This is a genomic window from Campylobacter concisus (assembly GCF_002912895.1).
Lineage (GTDB): Bacteria > Campylobacterota > Campylobacteria > Campylobacterales > Campylobacteraceae > Campylobacter_A > Campylobacter_A concisus_G.
In genome coordinates this window covers 20,388-40,151 of record NZ_POZX01000065.1, presented here as the reverse complement: position 1 = coordinate 40,151, position 19,764 = coordinate 20,388, and the positions used below count along the sequence as shown (strand labels likewise).

17 protein-coding genes and 1 tRNA gene are annotated in these 19,764 nt (G+C 38.7%); 13 read left to right on the top strand and 5 right to left on the bottom strand.

Annotated elements, in window-relative coordinates; genetic code table 11:
- The first annotated feature begins 18 nt into the window (after positions 1-18).
- The 6 genes from CYP51_RS07720 to ribD are packed head-to-tail and all read left to right on the top strand — an operon-like array spanning position 19 to position 6,446.
- Complete coding sequence (locus CYP51_RS07720) at positions 19-273, top strand: hypothetical protein (protein ID WP_084108762.1); 255 nt, start codon at positions 19-21, stop codon at positions 271-273.
- Positions 260-2,908: a translation initiation factor IF-2 gene (gene infB, locus CYP51_RS07715; RefSeq protein WP_103624996.1), complete on the top strand. Its 2,649-nt coding sequence runs from the start codon at positions 260-262 to the stop codon at positions 2,906-2,908. The genes CYP51_RS07720 and infB overlap by 14 nt, the downstream gene beginning before the upstream one ends.
- Positions 2,905-3,270 carry a 30S ribosome-binding factor RbfA gene (gene rbfA, locus CYP51_RS07710; RefSeq protein ID WP_087581121.1) on the top strand — a complete coding sequence of 122 codons (366 nt, stop codon included), beginning with the start codon at positions 2,905-2,907 and terminating at the stop codon, positions 3,268-3,270. Before infB ends, rbfA begins: the two co-directional genes overlap by 4 nt.
- Entirely contained in the window at positions 3,263-3,679 is a 417-nt protein-coding gene (rimP, locus tag CYP51_RS07705; protein WP_103624995.1) for a ribosome maturation factor RimP, read from the top strand. The genes rbfA and rimP overlap by 8 nt, the downstream gene beginning before the upstream one ends.
- A 1-nt stretch (position 3,680) precedes the next feature.
- Positions 3,681-5,330 carry a formate--tetrahydrofolate ligase gene (locus CYP51_RS07700; protein ID WP_103624994.1) on the top strand — a complete coding sequence of 550 codons (1,650 nt, stop codon included), beginning with the start codon at positions 3,681-3,683 and terminating at the stop codon, positions 5,328-5,330.
- Between the two features lie 54 nt (positions 5,331-5,384).
- Positions 5,385-6,446 (top strand): bifunctional diaminohydroxyphosphoribosylaminopyrimidine deaminase/5-amino-6-(5-phosphoribosylamino)uracil reductase RibD, encoded by a 1,062-nt coding sequence (ribD, locus tag CYP51_RS07695; RefSeq protein WP_103624993.1) that lies wholly within the window; start codon positions 5,385-5,387, stop codon positions 6,444-6,446.
- Here the strand turns inward: ribD and CYP51_RS07690 are convergent.
- From CYP51_RS07690 to CYP51_RS07680, 3 genes are all read right to left on the bottom strand, one after another.
- The gene (locus CYP51_RS07690; RefSeq protein WP_103604248.1) at positions 6,443-7,306 is read right to left on the bottom strand and encodes a VIT1/CCC1 transporter family protein; all 864 of its coding nucleotides are present in this window, start codon (positions 7,304-7,306) and stop codon (positions 6,443-6,445) included. The genes ribD and CYP51_RS07690 overlap by 4 nt on opposite strands.
- A 54-nt stretch (positions 7,307-7,360) precedes the next feature.
- Positions 7,361-7,445 (bottom strand) — tRNA-Leu (locus CYP51_RS07685).
- Between the two features lie 48 nt (positions 7,446-7,493).
- A complete protein-coding gene (locus CYP51_RS07680; protein ID WP_087579689.1) occupies positions 7,494-7,796 on the bottom strand; it encodes a F0F1 ATP synthase subunit C in 303 nt (100 codons plus the stop codon).
- 205 nt (positions 7,797-8,001) lie between these two features.
- On the opposite strand from CYP51_RS07680, the gene CYP51_RS07675 reads away from it, so the two are divergent.
- The 7 genes from CYP51_RS07675 (at position 8,002) to pckA (ending at position 17,529) form a co-directional block, all read left to right on the top strand.
- Positions 8,002-9,348, top strand: coding sequence for a sodium-dependent transporter (locus CYP51_RS07675; protein ID WP_103624992.1), 1,347 nt, complete (start codon positions 8,002-8,004; stop codon positions 9,346-9,348).
- A complete protein-coding gene (locus CYP51_RS07670; protein WP_103624991.1) occupies positions 9,345-10,676 on the top strand; it encodes a sodium-dependent transporter in 1,332 nt (443 codons plus the stop codon). The genes CYP51_RS07675 and CYP51_RS07670 overlap by 4 nt, the downstream gene beginning before the upstream one ends.
- Complete coding sequence (locus tag CYP51_RS07665) at positions 10,676-12,016, top strand: sodium-dependent transporter (RefSeq protein ID WP_103582448.1); 1,341 nt, start codon at positions 10,676-10,678, stop codon at positions 12,014-12,016. The genes CYP51_RS07670 and CYP51_RS07665 overlap by 1 nt, the downstream gene beginning before the upstream one ends.
- Before the next feature lie 9 nt (positions 12,017-12,025).
- Positions 12,026-12,535: a TRAP transporter small permease subunit gene (locus CYP51_RS07660; protein ID WP_103624990.1), complete on the top strand. Its 510-nt coding sequence runs from the start codon at positions 12,026-12,028 to the stop codon at positions 12,533-12,535.
- Positions 12,535-13,923, top strand: coding sequence for a TRAP transporter large permease (locus tag CYP51_RS07655; RefSeq protein WP_054196248.1), 1,389 nt, complete (start codon positions 12,535-12,537; stop codon positions 13,921-13,923). Before CYP51_RS07660 ends, CYP51_RS07655 begins: the two co-directional genes overlap by 1 nt.
- Before the next feature lie 122 nt (positions 13,924-14,045).
- On the top strand, positions 14,046-15,848 hold the full coding sequence (locus CYP51_RS07650) for a biotin/lipoyl-containing protein (protein ID WP_103624989.1): 1,803 nt from the start codon (positions 14,046-14,048) through the stop codon (positions 15,846-15,848).
- Between the two features lie 106 nt (positions 15,849-15,954).
- On the top strand, positions 15,955-17,529 hold the full coding sequence (pckA, locus tag CYP51_RS07645) for a phosphoenolpyruvate carboxykinase (ATP) (protein WP_180997754.1): 1,575 nt from the start codon (positions 15,955-15,957) through the stop codon (positions 17,527-17,529).
- A gap of 372 nt (positions 17,530-17,901) precedes the next feature.
- Here pckA and CYP51_RS07640 read toward each other — a convergent pair whose 3' ends face one another.
- Complete coding sequence (locus tag CYP51_RS07640; RefSeq protein WP_103624987.1) at positions 17,902-19,257, bottom strand: cation:dicarboxylate symporter family transporter; 1,356 nt, start codon at positions 19,255-19,257, stop codon at positions 17,902-17,904.
- Between the two features lie 11 nt (positions 19,258-19,268).
- Positions 19,269-19,763, bottom strand: coding sequence for a peptidylprolyl isomerase (locus CYP51_RS07635; RefSeq protein WP_103624986.1), 495 nt, complete (start codon positions 19,761-19,763; stop codon positions 19,269-19,271).
- Position 19,764: the final 1 nt, after the last annotated feature.

Here is a 19,764-nt window from a genome sequence, read left to right as displayed (position 1 = left end):
CAAGTTTAAAAAGATATAATGAACAAAAATAATCCTGTAAGGACATGTGTCGCTTGTAAAATTAAAATTTCTCAGAGCTTGCTAAAAAGATACCGCTTGGTAGGTAAGAATTTAGAGCATGGCAAAGGAAATGGTCGTAGCTTTTATCTGTGTGACAAATGTATACAAAAAGATATAAAAATTTTAAAAAAAATAATTGATAAACAAACTAAAGGTGCTTTTATTTGTGATGCACCGAAGTTAAAGGAGATACTCTTAAATGAGCAATGTTAGGATTTCAGAGATCGCAAACGAGCTTGGCTATCCAAGTAAAGAGATAGTAGAAAAAGCTCAAGAGTTAGGATTAAAAGTCAAAACTCACTCAAATGCAGTTAGCCTTGAAGAGGCCGAAGCTATATATGAATATGTTCAAACTGGCGTGATACCAGATAAATTTAAAAAGAAAAAGAGTGAACCTAAACCAAAAAAAGAGTCTAAAAAAGAAGTAGAAAAAGAGTCAGTAAAAAAAGAAGAAAAGCAAAAGAGTGAACCTAAAAAAGCTACTACTAAAACTGAGTCAAAGTCGGTAAAAGCTGAGCCTAAGAAAGAGGCACAAATTTTAGAAGAAAAACAAAAAATTGAGCCTAAAAAAGAAGAAATCAAAGTAGAGCAAAAACAAGTCGAAGCTCCAAGACCAAAAGAGAGCTTGGCCGATGTGACTCAAAAAAGACGTGGCCTTGTGATAGTAAAAAAGAAAAAAGACTATGAAGCGCCAATTGCTACAAAAGAAGAGAAAAAGCCTGAACCAAGCATAGCTAATATAAGCGATTTTAAAAGTATGTTTTCAGCAAATGATGAAAATTTAGCTAAGAAAAAGAAAAAAGATAAAAAAGTAGTTGTTGCAAGTAAAAAGGATAACACTCAGAAGATGGATCTACTTGGCGGAAGTGACTTTGGTGACATAGTGCTAGAAGATGAAGATGTAGTTGTTCTTCCTGATTTTAGTTTTAAAACCCCAACACCAACGCCAGCTCAAAAGACAAAACAGCCAAATGTTATGAGAACCACAGTCAATAATACGATAAATTCTTTTGGCGAGGGTGGCATTCAAAGAAGAGCTAGAAAAAAACACAAAAAGCCTGAAAATAAACAAAACAACGAAGCTGTGACATCTATAAATATTCCAAAAGAAATTCGTGTTTATGAATTTGCTGAAAAGCTAAATAAGCAGCCAAGTGAGATCATTGGTAAGCTTTTTATGCTAGGTATGATGACAACTAAAAATGACTTTTTGGATGAAGATGCGATCGAAATTTTGGCTGATGAGTTTAATGTAGAGGTTAATATCATCGACGATCAAAAAGAATTTGACTACGTAGCAGCCTATGAAGAAGAGATAAAAGACGATGAAAATCTCCAGCCAAGAGCACCAGTCATAACCATCATGGGTCACGTTGATCATGGTAAAACTTCATTACTTGATTACATAAGAAAATCACGTGTAGCAGCAGGAGAGGCTGGTGGTATCACTCAGCATGTTGGTGCTTACATGGTAAATAAAAACGGCAAAAATATCACATTTATCGACACTCCAGGTCACGAAGCGTTTACTGCTATGCGTGCAAGAGGTGCTGGCGTGACTGACATAGTTATCATCGTAGTTGCAGCAGATGATGGCGTAAAACCACAAACAAAAGAGGCGGTCAGCCACGCAAAAGCCGCAGGCGTACCGATAATCATCGCTATAAACAAAATGGATAAAGAGTCAGCAAATCCTGACCTAGTAAAGACTGGTCTTGCCGAGCTTGATATCATGCCAACAGAGTGGGGCGGAAAATATGAATTTGTGCCAATCTCTGCAAAAACAGGCATGGGTATAGATGATCTGCTTGAGATTGTACTTTTACAAGCTGATCTTTTAGAGCTAAAAGCAAATCCAAAGGCAAACGCAAAAGCAACTGTCATCGAGAGCTCACTTCAAAAAGGTCGTGGCCCAGTAGCTACTATTATCGTTGAAAATGGCACGCTTCATGTTGGAGATACTGTCGTAGCTGGAGTTGCGTATGGAAAGATAAGAAGCTTGCTTGATGACCAAGGTAAGCCTTTGCAAGATATAAAACCAGGCGAATGCGGTGTGATAGTAGGTCTTAGCGAGATAGCAGAGGCAGGCGAGACATTAATAGGCGTAAAAACTGATAAAGAGGCTCGTGAATACGCGCAGAAAAAGGCTGAATATATCCGCCAAAAAGAGCTTAGTAAGAGTACAAAAGTTAGTATTGACGAGCTTAGCGCTAAGATTGCTGAGGGTGAGTTAAAGACGCTTCCAGTCATCATCAAAGCTGACGTTGGTGGTTCACTTGAGGCACTAAAAGCAAGCCTAGAAAAACTAGCAAATGATGAGATCAGAGTAAATGTCATCCACTCTGGTGTTGGTGGCATCACGCAAAGCGACGTAGCACTTGCTAGTGCGAGCGAAGACTGTATAATCCTTGGTTTCAACATAAGACCAACTGGCGAGATAAAAGAAAAGGCAAAAGAGAGCGGCGTTGAGATTAAAACTTACAACGTTATTTATAATCTAATCGACGACGTGAAAGCGATTTTAGGCGGACTAATGTCACCGATAATTAGAGAAGAGCAGCTTGGTCAAGCTCAGGTTCGCCAAGTGATCCATGTGCCAAAAGTTGGAACTATTGCTGGATGTATCGTTACTGAAGGTACGATAAACAGAGGAGCAAAAATTCGCCTTATTAGAGAAGGTGTGGTCGTTTACGAGGGCTCGGTAAGCTCATTAAAACGCTTTAAAGATGATGTCAAAGAGGTTGCTAAAGGCTACGAGTGTGGCGTTGGTATCGAAAATTTCAACGACATCAGAGAAAATGACTACATCGAAAGCTTCAAAGAAGTCAAGGAGAAAGCTACTCTATGAACGCTAACGAAATAAAGCGTATGAGAACAGAGAGTGTGCTAAAAGAGCTCATACCAGAGGCTCTAGCCACTCTTGAAGATGGCATTTTAAAGGGGCTTTGCGTCACTGATGTCGAGTGCAAAAAGGGCAGATATGACGCCTTTGTCTATCTTGACAAGATGATGTTTGATGAGCGCGAGCAAGAGTATATTTTGGGGCATTTGAAGCGAGTTTGTAGGCATTTGCAAAACCACTGCATGGCAGCTGAGGGCTGGTATAGATGTCCAAATTTTCACTTTAAATTTGACGATAGATTAGAGTATCAAAACCATATGGATAAGTTGTTTGATAAAATTTCAAAGGATTTAAACAAAAATGGATAATTTAGACAAACTAGTACGTGAATGCGGCGTCGAGCTTTACGACAGCGAGATCGCAAATGAAAATGGCAGGGCTATTTTTAGAGTTTATATCACGAAAAATGGTGGAGTGAGCCTTGATGACTGCGAAAAAGTGAGTCGATTGCTCTCGCCTATTTTTGACGTGACACCGCCAGTTAGCGGGGATTATAACCTCGAAGTTAGCTCACCTGGCCTTGAGAGAAAGCTTAGTAAGCCATCTCATTTTAAAGCGAGCGTTGGCGAGCTTGTAAAAGTTCAAACAGAGGCTGAAAAATTTGCTGGAAGGCTTGTAAAAGCGGACGAAGAGAGCATCGCAGTAGAAAACGAAGAGGGAATTTTTGAGATCAACATCAGTGAGATAAAAAAAGCAAAAACATATTTGGAGTGGTAAAATGCTAAGCGACATAGAGATAACTCACCAAACAAAACTAGAACACATCAGTAGAGTTGCCGCAAGACTAGGCTTAAACGAAGACGAGCTTGAGCTTTACGGCAAATTTAAGGCTAAAATTTCCCCTAGACTTGAGCCATCAAACTCAAAGCTAATCTTAGTCACCGCGACTAATCCAACACCATACGGCGAGGGCAAAACGACTATGTCGATCGGTCTAGCCGACGCACTAAATTCACTTAATAAAAAGGTTTGTCTAGCACTTCGCGAGCCATCTCTTGGACCAGTTTTTGGTATAAAGGGTGGAGCAGCAGGTGGTGGCTACTCGCAGCTTGCGCCGATGGAGGATCTAAATTTACACTTCACTGGTGATTTTCATGCTATAACATCGGCAAATAATCTTATCTCGGCGATGATAGATAATAGCCTCTATCAAGAAAATCCACTCAAAATAGAGAAAATTTTATGGAAACGCTGTATGGATATGAACGACCGCGCACTAAGATTTGTCACTGTGGGTCAGGGCGGCAGAACGGACGGCGTCCCAAGAGAAGATGGCTTTAACATCACTGCAGCAAGCGAGATCATGGCTGTGCTTTGTCTGGCTACGAGCCTTTCTGATCTAAAAGAGCGCGTGGCAAACATCATGGTTGCCTATGATAGCAACAAAAAGCCTATCTATGTGCGTGATCTAGGTTGCGAGGACGCTGTTTGTATACTTTTAAAAGATGCTATCAAGCCAAATTTATTTCAAACACTTGAACATACACCTACGCTCGTGCATGGTGGTCCATTTGCAAACATCGCACACGGCTGCAACTCGGTCATCGCGACAAAAACAGCTCTAAATTTAGCAGACTATGTCATCACTGAAGCTGGTTTTGGCTCGGAGCTTGGTGCGGAGAAATTTTTAGATATAAAATGCAGGGTTGCTGACATTAAGCCAAGCGCTGTAGTGCTTGTAAGTACGATCAGATCGCTAAAATATAACGGTGAAGCAAATAAAGATGAGATCACAAAACCAGATATGAACGCCCTTAAAAAAGGCATCGAAAACCTTGGTGGACACATCGAAAATTTAAAAGGAAAATTTGGACAAAACGTAGTTGTGGCGCTTAATAAATTTGGCTTTGACACCGATGAAGAGATAAATTTCGTAAAAGAGTACTGCCGTGAGCTCGGTGTAGAAGTGGCAATTTGTGAGAATTTCTTAAAAGGTGGCAAAGGTGCGATTGAGCTTGCCGAGCTAGTTTTAAAAGCGTGCGATAAGCCAAGTAAGATAAATTTCACATACGAGATGAGTGATGATATGAGAACTAAAATAGAAAAGATCGCTAAGGAAATTTATGGAGCTGGTGAGGTGGTCTTTGAGGAAGCCGCTCTTAAAAAGATTGAGATGATAAAAGAGCTCAATTTGAGTCATTTGCCAGTTTGTATCGCAAAAACTCAGTATTCATTTAGCGACGATGCGAAGCTTTTGGGTAGAGCAAAGGGCTTTATATTTAGCGTAAAAGACCTTGACATTAGAACGGGAGCTGGCTTTATCGTCGCAGTTTGCGGTAAGATCATGCTAATGCCAGGACTTCCAAAAGTGCCAGCTGCTGTCAATATGAAGATAGATGCAGACGGCAAGATTGACGGCTTATCGTAAATTTATAAAAAACACACCGGCACTTGCTAGTGTGTTTTTGTTTAAGAGGCTCGGATGAATGAAGAATTTTACATGGATCTTGCTTTAAGCGAGGCTTGGAAATTTCAAATATTAACCTATCCAAATCCAGCCGTTGGATGCCTTATCCTTGATGAAAATGGGCAAATTCTATCTTGCAAAGCTCATGAAAAAGCTGGATATTTACACGCTGAACCGACAGCGATACTCTTTGCGCTTTGCAAAAAAAGTGAAAAATTTAAAGATGATTTTATAAAAGCTTATAACGATAAATTTAGCTCTAATATAAAAGAGGGCGAATTTAGCCTTTTAGAGTCAAAATTTACCTATGAATTTATACTAAAAAATCACTCAAATTTATTAAAAAATGCAAAAGCTTATGTCACACTTGAGCCTTGCTTGCATCATGGTAAAACGCCACCTTGTGCAAATTTGCTAAAAGAACTTGGTTTTAGAGAGGTGATAATAGGCAGCCACGATGAAAATAAAATAGCAAGTGGCGGTGGAAATTTACTTCAAAGTGCTGGGCTGAAAGTTAAATTTGGCGTTTTAAAAGAGCGTTGTGATAAGCTACTTGAGCCATTTTTGGCCTATCAAAATGGTGGTTTTAGTTTTTTAAAAATCGCTCTTAGTAAAAACGGCGTGGCAAGTGGCGGCATCATCACAAATGAACTTAGCCGTACACACGTCCACAAACTTAGAAGCGTCATAGATACGCTAGTGATCGGTGGCAATACAGTGCGAACAGACCGGTCAAAGCTTGACAGCAGGTTGGTGGGCAGCGGTAAAAACCCAGACGTTATAATCTACTCAAGAAGTGATAAATTTGATGAAACGATACCGCTTTTTAGTGTGCCATATCGCAAAGTGAGCGTGCAAAAAGAGCTAAATTTAAAAGGGCTTACTATGTTTGAAGGTGCTGGTGAGTTTTTAAAACTTGCAAAAGATGGCAAACTAGCAAACGTAAAATGGCTACTTATCTATCAAAGCTCAAATTTTAAGGATGGTAAAAATTTAAGCCTTGATCTAAATTTAAAGCCACTATTTAGTGGGAATTTTGGAGACGATAGCTACACTTGGTATGAAATTTTGGATTAAATATCTAGGCCAAAATAGTGCTTGACTAAAAAGCCAATGCCAAATGAAATGATCGCAACACCAAAAGTTATCACACACATTTCAATCACTCTTGGCAAAAATTTAAGCTCTTTTGCCACGCTTATGTAAAAGTTGTAAGTGATAATGGCAACAAAGGCAAAGAAAAACATCGACAAGACAGCGTAAACACCACTTGAAAAGATGAAAAATGGAAGTATCAAAAACGCCGTTGTTATGATGTACGAACCACCTGTGTAGAGCGAATAGGTAAGCGGTTTGATCTCGTCACTTGGATTTTCTTTTGACTCGAGATAGGCTGACCCTGCCATAGAAAGAGCAGCTGCAATGCCCATGATAAGGCCCGTTGCACCAACTGATTTTGTATTTGAAAAAGCTAGAGCAATGCCACTTAGCGTGCCAGTTAGCTCAACTAATGCGTCATTCATACCAAGAACGATACCACCGGCATTGACTAGTTTCGTGTCTTTTAGCATAGAGATTAAATTATTTTCATGATTTACTTCTTCATTATAAATATCTCTAGCTTCAGGATACTCATCAACAATACCAAGATAAAATTGCTCTGCGTCTTCTTCACGTGACTCCATAAATTTTAAAGTAAAAGATGTACCAAAAATTTTAACAAGTATCGTATAGAAGATGACTTTGAATAAATTTGCAGTTCTGCTCTCACCTGTTATCTTTTGGCAAAAAGCATAATGTCGTTTTTCCTCAGTGATTAATTTACGAAGTATTTTTTTATTTTCTTCATTTTTTTCACTAGCTTCAAGTAACGTATAGATAGCGGTATCATCTGCTTCATTTTGTAGCTGTTTTAAAGCACGCTTTTTATCTAGCATAAATTCCCCTTTTTAAATTTTGTAAGATTTTGAATTTTGAAGTGTAAGATTAGATGGTGCGATCAGCGAGACTCGAACTCGCACACCTAACGGCACTACCCCCTCAAGATAGCGTGTCTACCAATTCCACCATGATCGCAAAAAAAGAACAAAAGCCCCAAAAAGGGGCTAAATTTAAGCTTTACGCTTAGCCAAGCATTGGGTTTGCGTAAAGAACGATAAGTGTAATAACAAGTGCGTAGATAACTTGTGCTTCGATCATCGCAAGAGCGATAAACATTGTAGTCATAAGTTTGCTACCAACACCTGGGTTTCTAGCTGTTCCGCTGATAGTTGCAGCAGCTGTGTTTCCCATACCTATAGCACCGCCAAGAGCTGCAAGGCCAAGGCCGATACCGCCAGCGATAACTGAATATGATTTGATCATCTCGCCATCAGCGCCAAATGCGAATGCAGCAAGACCAAGAATTAAAAACACGATCTTTTTCATCGTTGCTCCTTTAAATTTTTAAAGCTCTTTCGGATCTGCCCCCTACTAAAACTTTATAAGCCGTAATATTACAAAAACAAAACTTTGTTTCAAATAAAAACACTAAAAATTTAAATTGCCTATAAAAAATTCTTGGCTTAGAAAAATAAAAGTTTTTTTATGCTATCTTTGAAAAATTTAATTTATTCTTAATCTTAGGTAATCAATGATAAATGAAAAATTTTCAAAAATAGGCTTTGTTCTTGCGATGGCTGGTTCTGCTGTGGGTCTTGGTAATGCCTGGAAATTCCCTACAATGGTGGGAAATAACGGCGGTTCGGCATTTATAATTTTATATTTGCTCCTTACATTTGCTATCGCATTTGTGGCGTTTTTAGCGGAGCTTAGTATAGGAAAGCTCGGTGAAAGCGACGTCGTAAGCTCTCTTTACAAACTCGCTCCAAAAAATAAAAAAGCGTGGTCTCTCTCTGGCTTTTTCATGATCGGCGCGATTTTGATAGCTTCATTTTATATGGTAGTTATTGGCTGGATTTTAAAGTATATCTATCTTAGTTTTTCGCCACTTTTGGCTGATACAAAAGAGGCTGCACAACAGTTTAATATCCTTTTAGCAAATGACTTAACTAGTAGTGTGCTTTGCTTTAGCTTAGTCTTTTTGATGGTGTTTTTTGCCGTTTCAAAAGGCGTAAAAAGCGGCATAGAAAAGCTAAATATATGGATGATGCCAAGTCTTTTTGTTTTGCTTGTTTGTATGCTTTTTTACGCGCTTAGCATGGGAGATGGCTTTGTGAAGGCGGCTAAATTTTTATTTGTACCAAATTTTAGCGCGATCACGCCAGACGTGATTTTACAGGCTCTTGGACTTGCGTTTTTCTCGCTATCTATGGGCGTTGGCGTCATACCGACATACGCTGCAAATTTACCAGAGCGTACAAATTTAATAAAATCAACACTTTCTATAATTTTTATAAATATATTAATAGGCATTATGATGGGGCTTGTCGTATTTACATTTATATTTGCTTATGGAGCTGATAGCACGGCAAGTGGCCCAGGTCTTATCTTTATCTCGCTTGTCACGCTTTTTGCAAAGCTTGGCGTCGTTGGCAACGTCATGGCGATTGCGTTTTTTGTATCGCTTTTGTTTGCAGGTATCACGAGTGCGGTTTCGATGATCGAGCCCTTTGCTTATTATTTGGTCAGAAAATTTGAAATTTCACGTAAGGCAGCACTTCTTTATATAGGCGCTTTTGTCTATGTTTTGGGAATTTTTTGTATATTTTCATACTACTCTGATACAGCCAGCACATTTAGTATATTTGGCAAGCCAGTATTTGACGCACTCGACTTTCTTACATCAAATATTATGATGCCAATAGGTGCTATCATATTTAGCTTTTTTGTGGGCTACAAGCTCAAAAAAGAGAGTTTGCATCTACTTTTTGGCGAATTTATGGGAAAAGCGTTTTTTGAAATTTGGTATTTTGCTTTAAGATACATCGTACCAATCGCAATTTGCGCCATCATGATCTATCAAATAGCAGGTAAATGATGGATAGATTTAGTAAAGTTGGTTTTATACTTTCCATTATTGGAGCTGCTATCGGACTTGGCAACGCGTGGAAATTTCCATATATGGTCGGTAGTAACGGTGGTTCAGCATTTATTCTTATATATCTATTTTTTGCTTTTGTTGTTGGACTTAGTATATTTTTTGCTGAGATGGCAATGGGTAAAATTTCACGCCTTGACACGGTTGGAGCATTTAAAAGTCTAGCTACAAAGGGGGCAAATTCTTGGAAATTTGCTGGTGTTGTGATGGTGACAGGGCTATTCATCGCATCTTTTTACACGCTTATTATCGGCTGGGTTTTAAAATACGTTATCTTAAGTCTTGGCGAGCTTCCAAAAGATATGGCAAGCTCAGAAGCGCTTTTTGTAAATTTTACTTCAAAGGGCATAGAGGAGCAAATTTTATATTTTAGCATCGCCTTTTTTGCCTACTTTTTTATACTTACAAAAGGTATAAAAAGTGGAATAGAGCGTATAAATGTATATCTTATTCCAGCACTTTTTATTTTACTTTTGCTTATGCTTGGCTACTCTTTTGGTATGAATGGATTTGATGAGGCGGCTAAATTTTTACTAGTACCTGATTTTTCAAAGATAGATCAAGGCGCTATCTTAAATGCTCTTGGATTAGCTTTTTTTACGATGTGTATTGGCATTGGCTGCATTTTAACCTACTCATCAAGCCTAGGCAATGATACAAATTTATTCACTTCATCACTTTATGTAGTCTTTGCAAATATAATTATTAGCGTAATTATAGGGCTTATAGTTTTTACATTCACCTATGAATTTGGCTCAGAGCCATCAAAGGGTGCAGGGTTAGCATTTATCTCACTTCCAACGCTTTTTGCAAAGCTTGGTTTGCTTGGAAATTTCTTGGCTTTTGCATTTTTTACATCTTTATTTTTTGCTGGTATAACATCGGTTATTTCGCTAGTCGAGCCATTTATATTTTTCTTAAATAAAAGCTTGGGATTTAGTAGAAATAGATCAATTATTATTGTTGGCGCCATAGTTTATGTTTTAGGGATTTTATGTGCATTAAGCGGTATTGGTGATTTTAAAGAAGCACTTACATTTTTTGGTAAGAGCTTTTTTGATTTGCTTGATTATCTTAGCTCAAACATTATGCTCCCACTTGGTGGCATTATATTTGCCATTTTTGTTGGGTACTTTATGAAATTTGAGCTTTTAAAAGAACTATTTTTGCCTTATATGGGTGAGATTGTTTTTAAAATTTGGTATTTTTTAATAAGGTTTGTGGCACCAGTTCTAGTTTTTGTGGTGTTAGTAAGGGAGATTGCATAATGGCAAAAGAACAGTTTTCTAAAATAGGTTATGTTTTAGCAGTTGCAGGGTCAGCTGTTGGACTTGGCAATGCATGGAAATTTCCATACATGGTCGGTGAAAATGGCGGATCAGCATTTGTTATTTTATATCTTTTGATAACGTTTTTAGTTGGCATACCTATCTTTATGGCAGAGCTAAGTATTGGCAAGCTTAGCGAAAGTGATAGTGTAAATGCCTTTAGAAAGTTGGCGAATAAAAATAAAAATTTATGGCAACTGGTTGGAATTTTAGCTATGGTAACCGCAGCTATAATCTCATCTTATTATATTGTGATCATCGGCTGGGTCTTTAAGTATTTCACACTATCTTTTACCGGTCTTCCAAACGATATAGAAAGTTCAAAGGTAATATTTAACGAGCTTCTTACGCATGGTCTTGGCGAGCAGATGCTTTATTTTGTTATTGCATTTGTAGCTTGCTTTTTTATCCTTTCAAAAGGTGTGAAAAGTGGCATTGAAAAGCTAAATGTTTGGATGATGCCAAGCCTATTTATCATGGTTTTAATCATGCTTATCTTTTCTATGACAATGAATGGCTTTACAAAATCGGCTGAGTTTTTACTTGTTCCTGATTTTAGTAAAATTTCATTTAACTCGCTCTTGCTTGCTCTTGGGCTTGCTTTTTGGACACTATCTCTTGGTATGGCAGCTATCATTACATATTCAGCTAGCTTAAGTGATGATACAAATTTAGCTACTTCTACGCTAAGTATCGTTTTTATAAACATCGTCCTAGCCATTATGATGGGTCTTGTTATCTTTACATTTATATTTGAATTTGGCGCAGAGCCGTCTCAAGGACCAGGACTTGTCTTTATCTCGCTTCCAACGCTCTTTGCTAAGCTTGGTGTGATAGGTCAAATTTTAGCTGTAGCATTTTTTGCAGCGCTTATCTTTGCTGGCATTACTTCAGCTATCTCTATCGTAGAGCCGTTTGTATTTTTCTTGATCAGAGAGTATGGCATTAGCAGGATAAAAGCTCTTAGCATAGTTGGAGCCGGTGTTTTTGTATTGGGATTTTTATGTCTTTTATCAAATATAGAAAATGTTGGCGACAAATTTATGCTCTTTGGTAAAAATTTCTTTGATTTTCTTGATTTTACCGCTTCAAATGTTCTGCTTCCAATTAGTGGTATTGGTGGAGCGATATTCGTTGGATATTTTATGAAAAGAGAAGCACTTTATGTGCTATTTAGTCCATATATGAGCGACTTTGTATTTAGTGCGTGGTATTTTTTATTAAGATATGTGGCGCCAGTTTGCGTCTTTATCATCATGATAAATAAATTGTTTTTTTAAGGGTTGTTTATGCAAAAAGTTGAGAAATTTTTTGATAAGGTAGGCGATATAGTCGGCTATATTTGCATGTTTATTATGGCTTTGATGATAATAGACGTCTTTTTTAACGTTGTGGCAAGATATTTTTTCTCTTATGGAAATGTCGCATTTCAGGAGCTTGAGTGGCATTTTTTTGCTGTAATATTTTTGCTTGGCATGAGCTATGCATTAAAAGAAGATGCACATGTTAGAGTTGATATCTTTTATGCTAAATTTTCACCAAAAAATAAAGCTCTTGTAAATATGATAGGAACTGTTATTTTTGTAATCCCATTTGCACTTCTGGTTTCAAATTTATCGTTTGAATTTGTGAGTGACGCTTATACTTCAGTTGAAGCTAGTGCGGATCCAGGCGGCCTTACTCACAGATGGATCATAAAAGCACTTATTCCTTTTTCTTTTTATCTACTTGTATTTTTTGCGATTGGCTTTTTTATAAGAAATTTTAATCTTTACAAAAAAGCTAAAAAGGGGGAATAATGGCTGGTTTGATAATGTTTATAGCTGCACTTTTGATGCTAGGCATTGGCTTTCCAGTAGCCTTTACCTTTGGTGCGGTTTCGATGATATTTGGCATGATTGGTAGTATTGTTGAGAGTATTGGAGACGGAGACGGGCTGCTTGGAAGTATCGAAGTCTTCAAAGATATGTTTAACTTCATGCCTTATAGAATTTTCTCTATCATGGAGAGTAGAATTTTTATAGCAGTTCCACTTTTTGTCTTTATGGGCGTTGTGCTTCAAAAGTCAAAACTAGCTGAGAGGTTACTTGAGAGCATGGGCATGCTTTTTGGAGAAATTCGTGGAGGTATTGCTATTAGCACTATCTTGGTTGGAGCACTTCTTGCAGCTTCAACTGGTGTTGTTGGTGCAAGTGTCGTTGCAATGGGCGTTATAAGCTTGCCTGTTATGTTAAAGTATAAATACGACCAAGCGCTAGGTTGTGGCACTATATGTGCTGCTGGTACGCTTGGACAGATCATTCCACCTTCTATCGTGCTGATTATTTTGGGTGATATATTTTCAGTGCCAGTTGGTGAGCTTTTTCATCAAGCCATCATCCCAGGACTCACGCTAGTAGCAGTTTATATCATTTATATTTTGATTGTTGCTTATTTGAAACCAGATACAGCACCGGTAGTAAAAGATGAGAGCGGTGTTAGTAAATTTAAGCAGATTATGAGAGCACTAATCGCTATCTTTCCACCGCTTTTGCTGGTTATTTGTGTATTGGGTTCTATATTTGCAGGTATCGCTACACCAACTGAAAGTTCAGCTTTTGGCTGCGTTGGAGCCATTATTTTAGCTATTTTTTATAGGACATTTTCATTTTCTATGATAAAAGAGGCATTGGCAGAAAGCGTAAAAACCACAGCACTTGTCTTTGCCATACTTGTTGGTGCAACAGCCTTTTCTATGGTATTTAGTTACACTGGTGGCGATGAGATTGTTGAAAAATTTATGACAAATTTGCCAGGCGAGAAGTGGGGCTTTATTATTTTTAGTATGGTTGTCATCTTTGTGCTTGGCTTTTTTATCGACTTTGTTGAAATTTCATACATTGTGCTTCCTATCTTGGTGCCAATAGCTGCAAAGCTTGGTATAAATCCAATTTATCTAGCAATCTTAGTTGCGATGAATTTGCAAACTTCATTCCTAACGCCGCCATTTGGATTTAGCTTATTTTTCCTAAGGTCAGTCGCACCAGCTGAGATAAAAACGACTGCTATTTATAAAGGCGTTGTGCCTTATATTTTTATTCAGCTTGCTGTGCTTGTATTTTTCTGCGTCTTTTTAATGGAATTAAAGCCAATGCTTGATGCGAGCCACGGCGGATTATTAAACTTCTTGCTCTCACTTTTTAAATGATATAAAAGTTTTTGGTTGTAAAATACCAAAAAAAAGCAAAATGGCTAATTTGAGTTTCTTACCAATTTAGCCATTTTTTATGACCGCTTTTTAGTAAATTTATAAATTTAATGAGGTGAAATATGGCGAAGAAATTTATCGATGTTATGGATACGACCTTTAGAGATGGCTTTCAGTCAGTTTATGGTGCTAGAGTGCTTATGAATGACTTTTTGCCTGCGCTTGAAGCAGCTAAAGAGGCTGGCATAGAGCATTTTGAATTTGGTGGAGGAGCAAGATTTCAAAGCCTTTATTTTTACCTAAATGAAGATGCTTTTGCGATGATGGATAAATTTAGAAGCATCGTAGGACCAAAAGCAAACCTTCAAACCCTAAGCAGGGGCGTAAATACCGTCACACTTGACACTGGTAGCCGCGAGCTAATCGACCTTCACGCAAAACTTTTCAAAAAACACGGAACTACTACTATTAGAAATTTTGACGCGCTAAATGATGTTGAAAATTTAAAATATTCAGGCGAGAGGATCGCTCATCACGGGCTAAAACACGAAGTCGTCGTTACTATGATGGACTTACCAAGTGGCTGTGTGGGAGCTCATGATGTTAAATTTTATGAGAAAATTTTAAGAGAAATTTTAGATGCAAATATCCCATACCACAGCGTTTGCTTTAAAGATGCAAGCGGCACAAGTAGCCCACAAAAGGTCTATGAAACCATAAAAATGGCTAGAAAACTACTCCCAGAAAAAACTCACATCAGACTTCACACACATGAAACCGCAGGCGTAAGTGTGGCTTGCTATCTTGCAGCGCTTGAGGCCGGCGTTGATGGAATAGATCTAGCCGCAAGCCCAGTAAGTGGTGGTACAAGTCAGCCAGATATCTTAACTATGCTTCACGCAGTAAAAGGCAAAAACTACGATCTTGGCGGACTTGACGTGGAGAAAATTTTAAAATATGAAAGCGTTTTGAATGATTGCTTAAAAGAGTATTTCTTGCCACCTGAGGCCGTACAAGTAAGCCCACTCATACCATTTTCACCGATGCCTGGTGGCGCACTCACTGCAAATACCCAGATGATGAGAGATAACAACATCTTGGATAAATTTCCAGAGGTCATCCTTGCGATGCGTGAAGTGGTACAAAAGGGTGGATACGGTACTTCAGTGACCCCTGTTAGTCAGTTTTACTTCCAACAAGCATTTAATAATGTAATGTTTGGCAAGTGGAAGAAGATTGCCGAGGGATACGGCAAAATGGTGCTTGGCTATTTTGGTAAAACTCCAGTTACGCCTGATAAAGAGATCATCAAGCTTGCAAGCGAGCAACTAGGCTTAAAACCAACTACAAAACACGCAGTTGATATAGCTGATAAAGATGAGAGCAAGTCGCTTGATCATGTAAAAGAAATTCTAAAGCAAAACAATATAAAAACTACCGAAGAAAATATATTTATAGCAGCAGCTTGTAAAGAAAAGGGTATTGCATTTTTAAAAGGCGAAGCCAAAGTAAATGTAAGAAAAATCGATCCAAACGCTAAGACAAACGAGGGCAGACAAACTCAAAGTGGCAGATATAGTGTCGTCGTAAATGGTAGCCGCTACAATGTCGAAGTAAGCGAAGGCTTTAACGATAGCATCCAAGTAAAATCGATCACTGAAGTTGAAGGCAAGAGCGTAAAAAATGCTAAAAGTGCAGCAGCAGGCGCAACAGCAAATGATATCGTTGCTAGCTTGCCGGGCGCTGTGCATAAAATTTTAGTAAGTCCTGGCGATCAAGTAAAAAAAGGGCAAGCTGTAGTCGTGCTTGAAGCAATGAAGATGGAGATAGAGGTCAAAGCTCCAAAAGATGGTGTGATAGGCTCTATTGAAGTTAGCAAAGGTCAAAGCGTCGCAAACAATCAAGTGGTGGCTAAATTTAAATAAATTTGCCCATTTTAAAAAGAGAGTGTTAAGCGAAATTTGATTAACATTTTGATGACTTTTAGGTCAGAATTTATAAAAAATGAAAATTTTAAAAGGAAACAACATGATAAATAAACTAGACGAGCTAGGTCTAAAAGAGATCAAAAAGATAAATCACAATCTAAGCTACGATGAGCTTTTTGAGCTTGAAAAGGCAAACAACGAAGGCAGGGTTTCAAGCAACGGCACATTTATGGTTGATACTGGAATTTTTACTGGAAGAAGCCCAAAAGATAAGTACTTTGTCAAACAAGATCCAAGTCAGAAGTATATCGCTTGGGGCAAGATAAATCAGCCTATTACAAAAGAGCTTTTTGACAAGCTTCTTAAAAAAGCAAAAGAGCAGCTAAGCGGCAAGGAAATTTTTATCCAAGACGCATTTTGTGGAGCTAGCAAAAAGAGCCAAAAATCAGTCCGCTTTGTCACTGAAGTAGCGTGGCAAGCGCACTTTGTAAAAAATATGTTTATCCGTCCAAGCAAGGAAGAGCTAGCTAAATTTGAGCCTGATTTTGTAGTATATAACGCTTGTAAGACAAAAAATGAGGACTACAAGGCTGATGGGCTACACTCAGATGTCTTTGTTATCTTTAATGTCGAGGAAAATGTTGCAGTGATCGGTGGCACATGGTACGGCGGCGAGATGAAAAAGGGCATTTTTTCTATGATGAACTACTGGTTGCCACTTGAAGGAAAGCTAAGTATGCACTGCTCTGCAAACGTAGGCGAGAAGGGCGATACAGCGCTATTTTTTGGTCTATCTGGCACTGGTAAAACGACACTTTCAACTGATCCAAAACGCAAGTTAATAGGTGATGATGAGCACGGCTGGGACGATGATGGCGTGTTTAATTTTGAGGGCGGCTGCTACGCAAAATGTATCAACCTTGATCCAAGCAGCGAGCCAGAAATTTACGCAGCGATTAGGCGTGATGCGCTACTTGAAAACGTCGTGGCTGACGAAAAGGGCGTGGTTGATTACAAAGACGGCTCAAAGACTGAAAACACACGCGTGAGCTATCCGATCTATCACATCGACAACTACGAGCCAAGCTCAAGCGCTGGCCATCCAAAAAACATCATCTTTTTAAGTGCTGACGCTTTTGGCGTGCTTCCTCCAGTTGCAAAGCTGACAAAAGAGCAGGCGATGTATTATTTCTTAAGTGGCTACACAGCAAAAGTTGCTGGCACAGAGCGCGGTATAACTGAGCCTGTTGCTACTTTTAGCGCTTGCTTTGGCGAGCCATTTATGCCGCTTCACCCAACTGTCTATGCAAAACTACTTGGTGAGAAGATCGATAAGCATGGCGTTAATGTCTATCTTGTAAATACAGGCTGGAGCGGTGGTGCTTACGGCGTTGGCAAGCGTATGAGCATAAAAGCAACACGTGCTTGCATAAATGCGATCCTTGATGGTAGTATCACAAAATGCGAATTTGAAAATTTTGATAAATTTAACTTCGCTATCCCAAAAGAGCTTGATGGTGTCGAGACAAAACTACTAAATCCAATAAACACATGGACAAATCCGGCTGAGTATAACGCTTCACGTGATAAGCTCGCTAAAATGTTTGTTGAAAATTTCAAACGATATGAAGATGTAAAAGAGGGCGTTGAATACGCTAAAGCTGGTCCAAAAGCTTAATTTATATATAGCCTTGCAAAGAGTTTGCAAGGCTGTTCCTAATATCTTACAAGAATTTTTAGTTGGTATTTTTGATATGGCTAAATTTAAAGTATCTCTCTTCCAAATTCCAAGCTCAAGTATTACATTTGTAAATTTATTCTAGTAAGTAACAAAATATTAGATATTGCCAAATATATGAGTTACTAATAAAATTTTCCTATTACAATTAGCCTCTAGTTTTTCTTTTTGTGCTTGAACCAGTTATCAAATATCATTTATTGCGATGCTGTTTTTAAAAATTTTTATAGGTTTGAGGAGGAGATATATCGCATTAAATTTAGAATAAAAAAACTATAAGGGCAAAGTTGCCCTTATAGTTATAAATGTATATTATGAGTGAAAGTGAAATTCTTCTGGATGATCTAGTGCGTATCTAAATTTCTCCATATCAACCTTTTTGTCCCAGATAGATACGATCATGCAGCCAACGGCATTGCCGCAAAGGTTACCAACAGCACGCATCTCTGACATAAATTTATCAACGCCAAGTAGCACAGCTACGGTGACTACTGGTATGCCAGTGCTTGGAAGTGCGCTTAGTGTGCCAGCAAGGACGACAAAGCCTGAGCCTGTAACGCCAACAGCGCCTTTACTTGTGATCATTAGCACGATTAGTATGCTTATTAGGTGTTCAAAACTTAGCGGGATATTAAATGCTTGAGCCAAGAAGATAACGCTTAAACTTAGATAGATGTTGGTGCAGTCAAGGTTAAATGAGTAGCCAGTTGGGATGATAAGGCCAACTGCGCCTCTATTTATACCAGCTGCTTCTAGCTTTTGCATAAGTGGTGCAAGAGCTGTTTCGCTCGAGCTTGTCGCAAAAACGACCAAGACCTCTTTTGAGATAAAGCGCATAAATTTAAAGACATTGACTTTGGCAAAGTAGCAAATGACGCCAAGCACGACAAAGATGAAAAAGCAGCTTGCAAGCGCCATAACTACAAGAAGCTCCATCATGCCAAGAAGCGTTCCGATGCCAAATTTACCGATCAAGTAAGCCATCGCTGAAAAGGCCGCCACTGGGCTAAATAACATAAGCCAAGTAAGAAGCTTTAAGACGTAGTGCTGGATAAATTCAAGCGGTTTTAGACAAGCTTGCTTTTTATCATGAGCAAGTAGTGAAAGCACGATGGCAACGACAATCGCCATGAAAAGCACTTGAAGTGTGTTTGATTTTATAAATGGATCAAGTATATGCACGTACGGGAAGATGTCATCTACTGGTACAGCGCCTCTTAAAAGATGAAGCGTGTGTGCTAAAAAGCCACTATTTGCATCCATATTTCCAGCTTGAGATGTAAATTTAGCCACACTTGAGGCGTCAAGCTGGGTGTAGTCAAGGTTCATGCCATGTCCTGGACGAAGTGTCTCGCCAAAGATGATACCAACAGCAAGAGCAAGCGTGCTAACTATCTCAAAGTAGATAAACGCCTTAAGCCCGATGGTGCCAAGATCTTTTAGGCTCTCAAGTCCGACGATGCCTGAAACGATCGTTAAAAAGATGATAGGGCCGATTAAAATTTTAAGGGCTTTTATAAAATAATCAATGCCTGGCTTGCTCGCTATGCCAAGCTCAGGTGCGACCATACCGACGATAACACCGCCAACTATACCTATCACAACCCAAATGGCGAGATTGGTAAATAGCCTCACAAAGAGACTTTTTTGCGTTTTTGCACTATCCATAAATTCCCCTTTTATAGGCTCTGCTTGATCTCTGCTGAGAGGATCTTGTCGCCTTGCCTGATAGCATCAAGTACCTTTAAGCTCTCATCGTCAGCGCACTTTCCAAAGACTGTATGCACGCCGTCAAGATGAGGTTGCTTGCTGTGGCAGATGAAAAACTGTGATCCGCCAGTGTCGCGACCTGCGTGAGCCATGCTAAGGCTGCCACGCTCGTGCTTTGCCTTTTGATTGTCGCATTCGCATTTTATCCTCCAGCCAGGACCGCCTGTACCTGTGCCATTTGGGCAGCCGCCTTGGATGACGAAATTTGGTATAACTCTGTGAAAATTTAGGCCATTGTAAAAGCCTGTTTTTATCAAATGGACAAAATTTGCAACAGTTTGCAGTGCATCCTCGGCAAAAAGCTCAAGTTTGATATCGCCTTTTTCTGTCTTTAAAACCGCAAATTTATCTTTTTTTAGTTCGTCTAAATTTATATCATAAACTTTTAACTCATCAAAACGCATG

Bases quoted from the DNA above. Each gene is read 5' to 3' on its own strand.
- infB (WP_103624996.1), top strand. From the start codon at position 260: ATGAGCAATGTTAGGATTTCAGAGATCGCAAACGAGCTTGGCTATCCA.
- CYP51_RS07690 (WP_103604248.1), bottom strand. From the start codon at position 7,306: ATGCTAGATAAAAAGCGTGCTTTAAAACAGCTACAAAATGAAGCAGAT.
- rimP (WP_103624995.1), top strand. From the start codon at position 3,263: ATGGATAATTTAGACAAACTAGTACGTGAATGCGGCGTCGAGCTTTAC.
- CYP51_RS07670 (WP_103624991.1), top strand. From the start codon at position 9,345: ATGATGGATAGATTTAGTAAAGTTGGTTTTATACTTTCCATTATTGGA.
- CYP51_RS07675 (WP_103624992.1), top strand. From the start codon at position 8,002: ATGATAAATGAAAAATTTTCAAAAATAGGCTTTGTTCTTGCGATGGCT.
- CYP51_RS07700 (WP_103624994.1), top strand. From the start codon at position 3,681: ATGCTAAGCGACATAGAGATAACTCACCAAACAAAACTAGAACACATC.
- CYP51_RS07660 (WP_103624990.1), top strand. From the start codon at position 12,026: ATGCAAAAAGTTGAGAAATTTTTTGATAAGGTAGGCGATATAGTCGGC.
- rbfA (WP_087581121.1), top strand. From the start codon at position 2,905: ATGAACGCTAACGAAATAAAGCGTATGAGAACAGAGAGTGTGCTAAAA.
- CYP51_RS07680 (WP_087579689.1), bottom strand. From the start codon at position 7,796: ATGAAAAAGATCGTGTTTTTAATTCTTGGTCTTGCTGCATTCGCATTT.
- CYP51_RS07635 (WP_103624986.1), bottom strand. From the start codon at position 19,763: ATGCGTTTTGATGAGTTAAAAGTTTATGATATAAATTTAGACGAACTA.
- ribD (WP_103624993.1), top strand. From the start codon at position 5,385: ATGAATGAAGAATTTTACATGGATCTTGCTTTAAGCGAGGCTTGGAAA.
- CYP51_RS07655 (WP_054196248.1), top strand. From the start codon at position 12,535: ATGGCTGGTTTGATAATGTTTATAGCTGCACTTTTGATGCTAGGCATT.
- CYP51_RS07650 (WP_103624989.1), top strand. From the start codon at position 14,046: ATGGCGAAGAAATTTATCGATGTTATGGATACGACCTTTAGAGATGGC.
- CYP51_RS07665 (WP_103582448.1), top strand. From the start codon at position 10,676: ATGGCAAAAGAACAGTTTTCTAAAATAGGTTATGTTTTAGCAGTTGCA.
- CYP51_RS07640 (WP_103624987.1), bottom strand. From the start codon at position 19,257: ATGGATAGTGCAAAAACGCAAAAAAGTCTCTTTGTGAGGCTATTTACC.
- CYP51_RS07720 (WP_084108762.1), top strand. From the start codon at position 19: ATGAACAAAAATAATCCTGTAAGGACATGTGTCGCTTGTAAAATTAAA.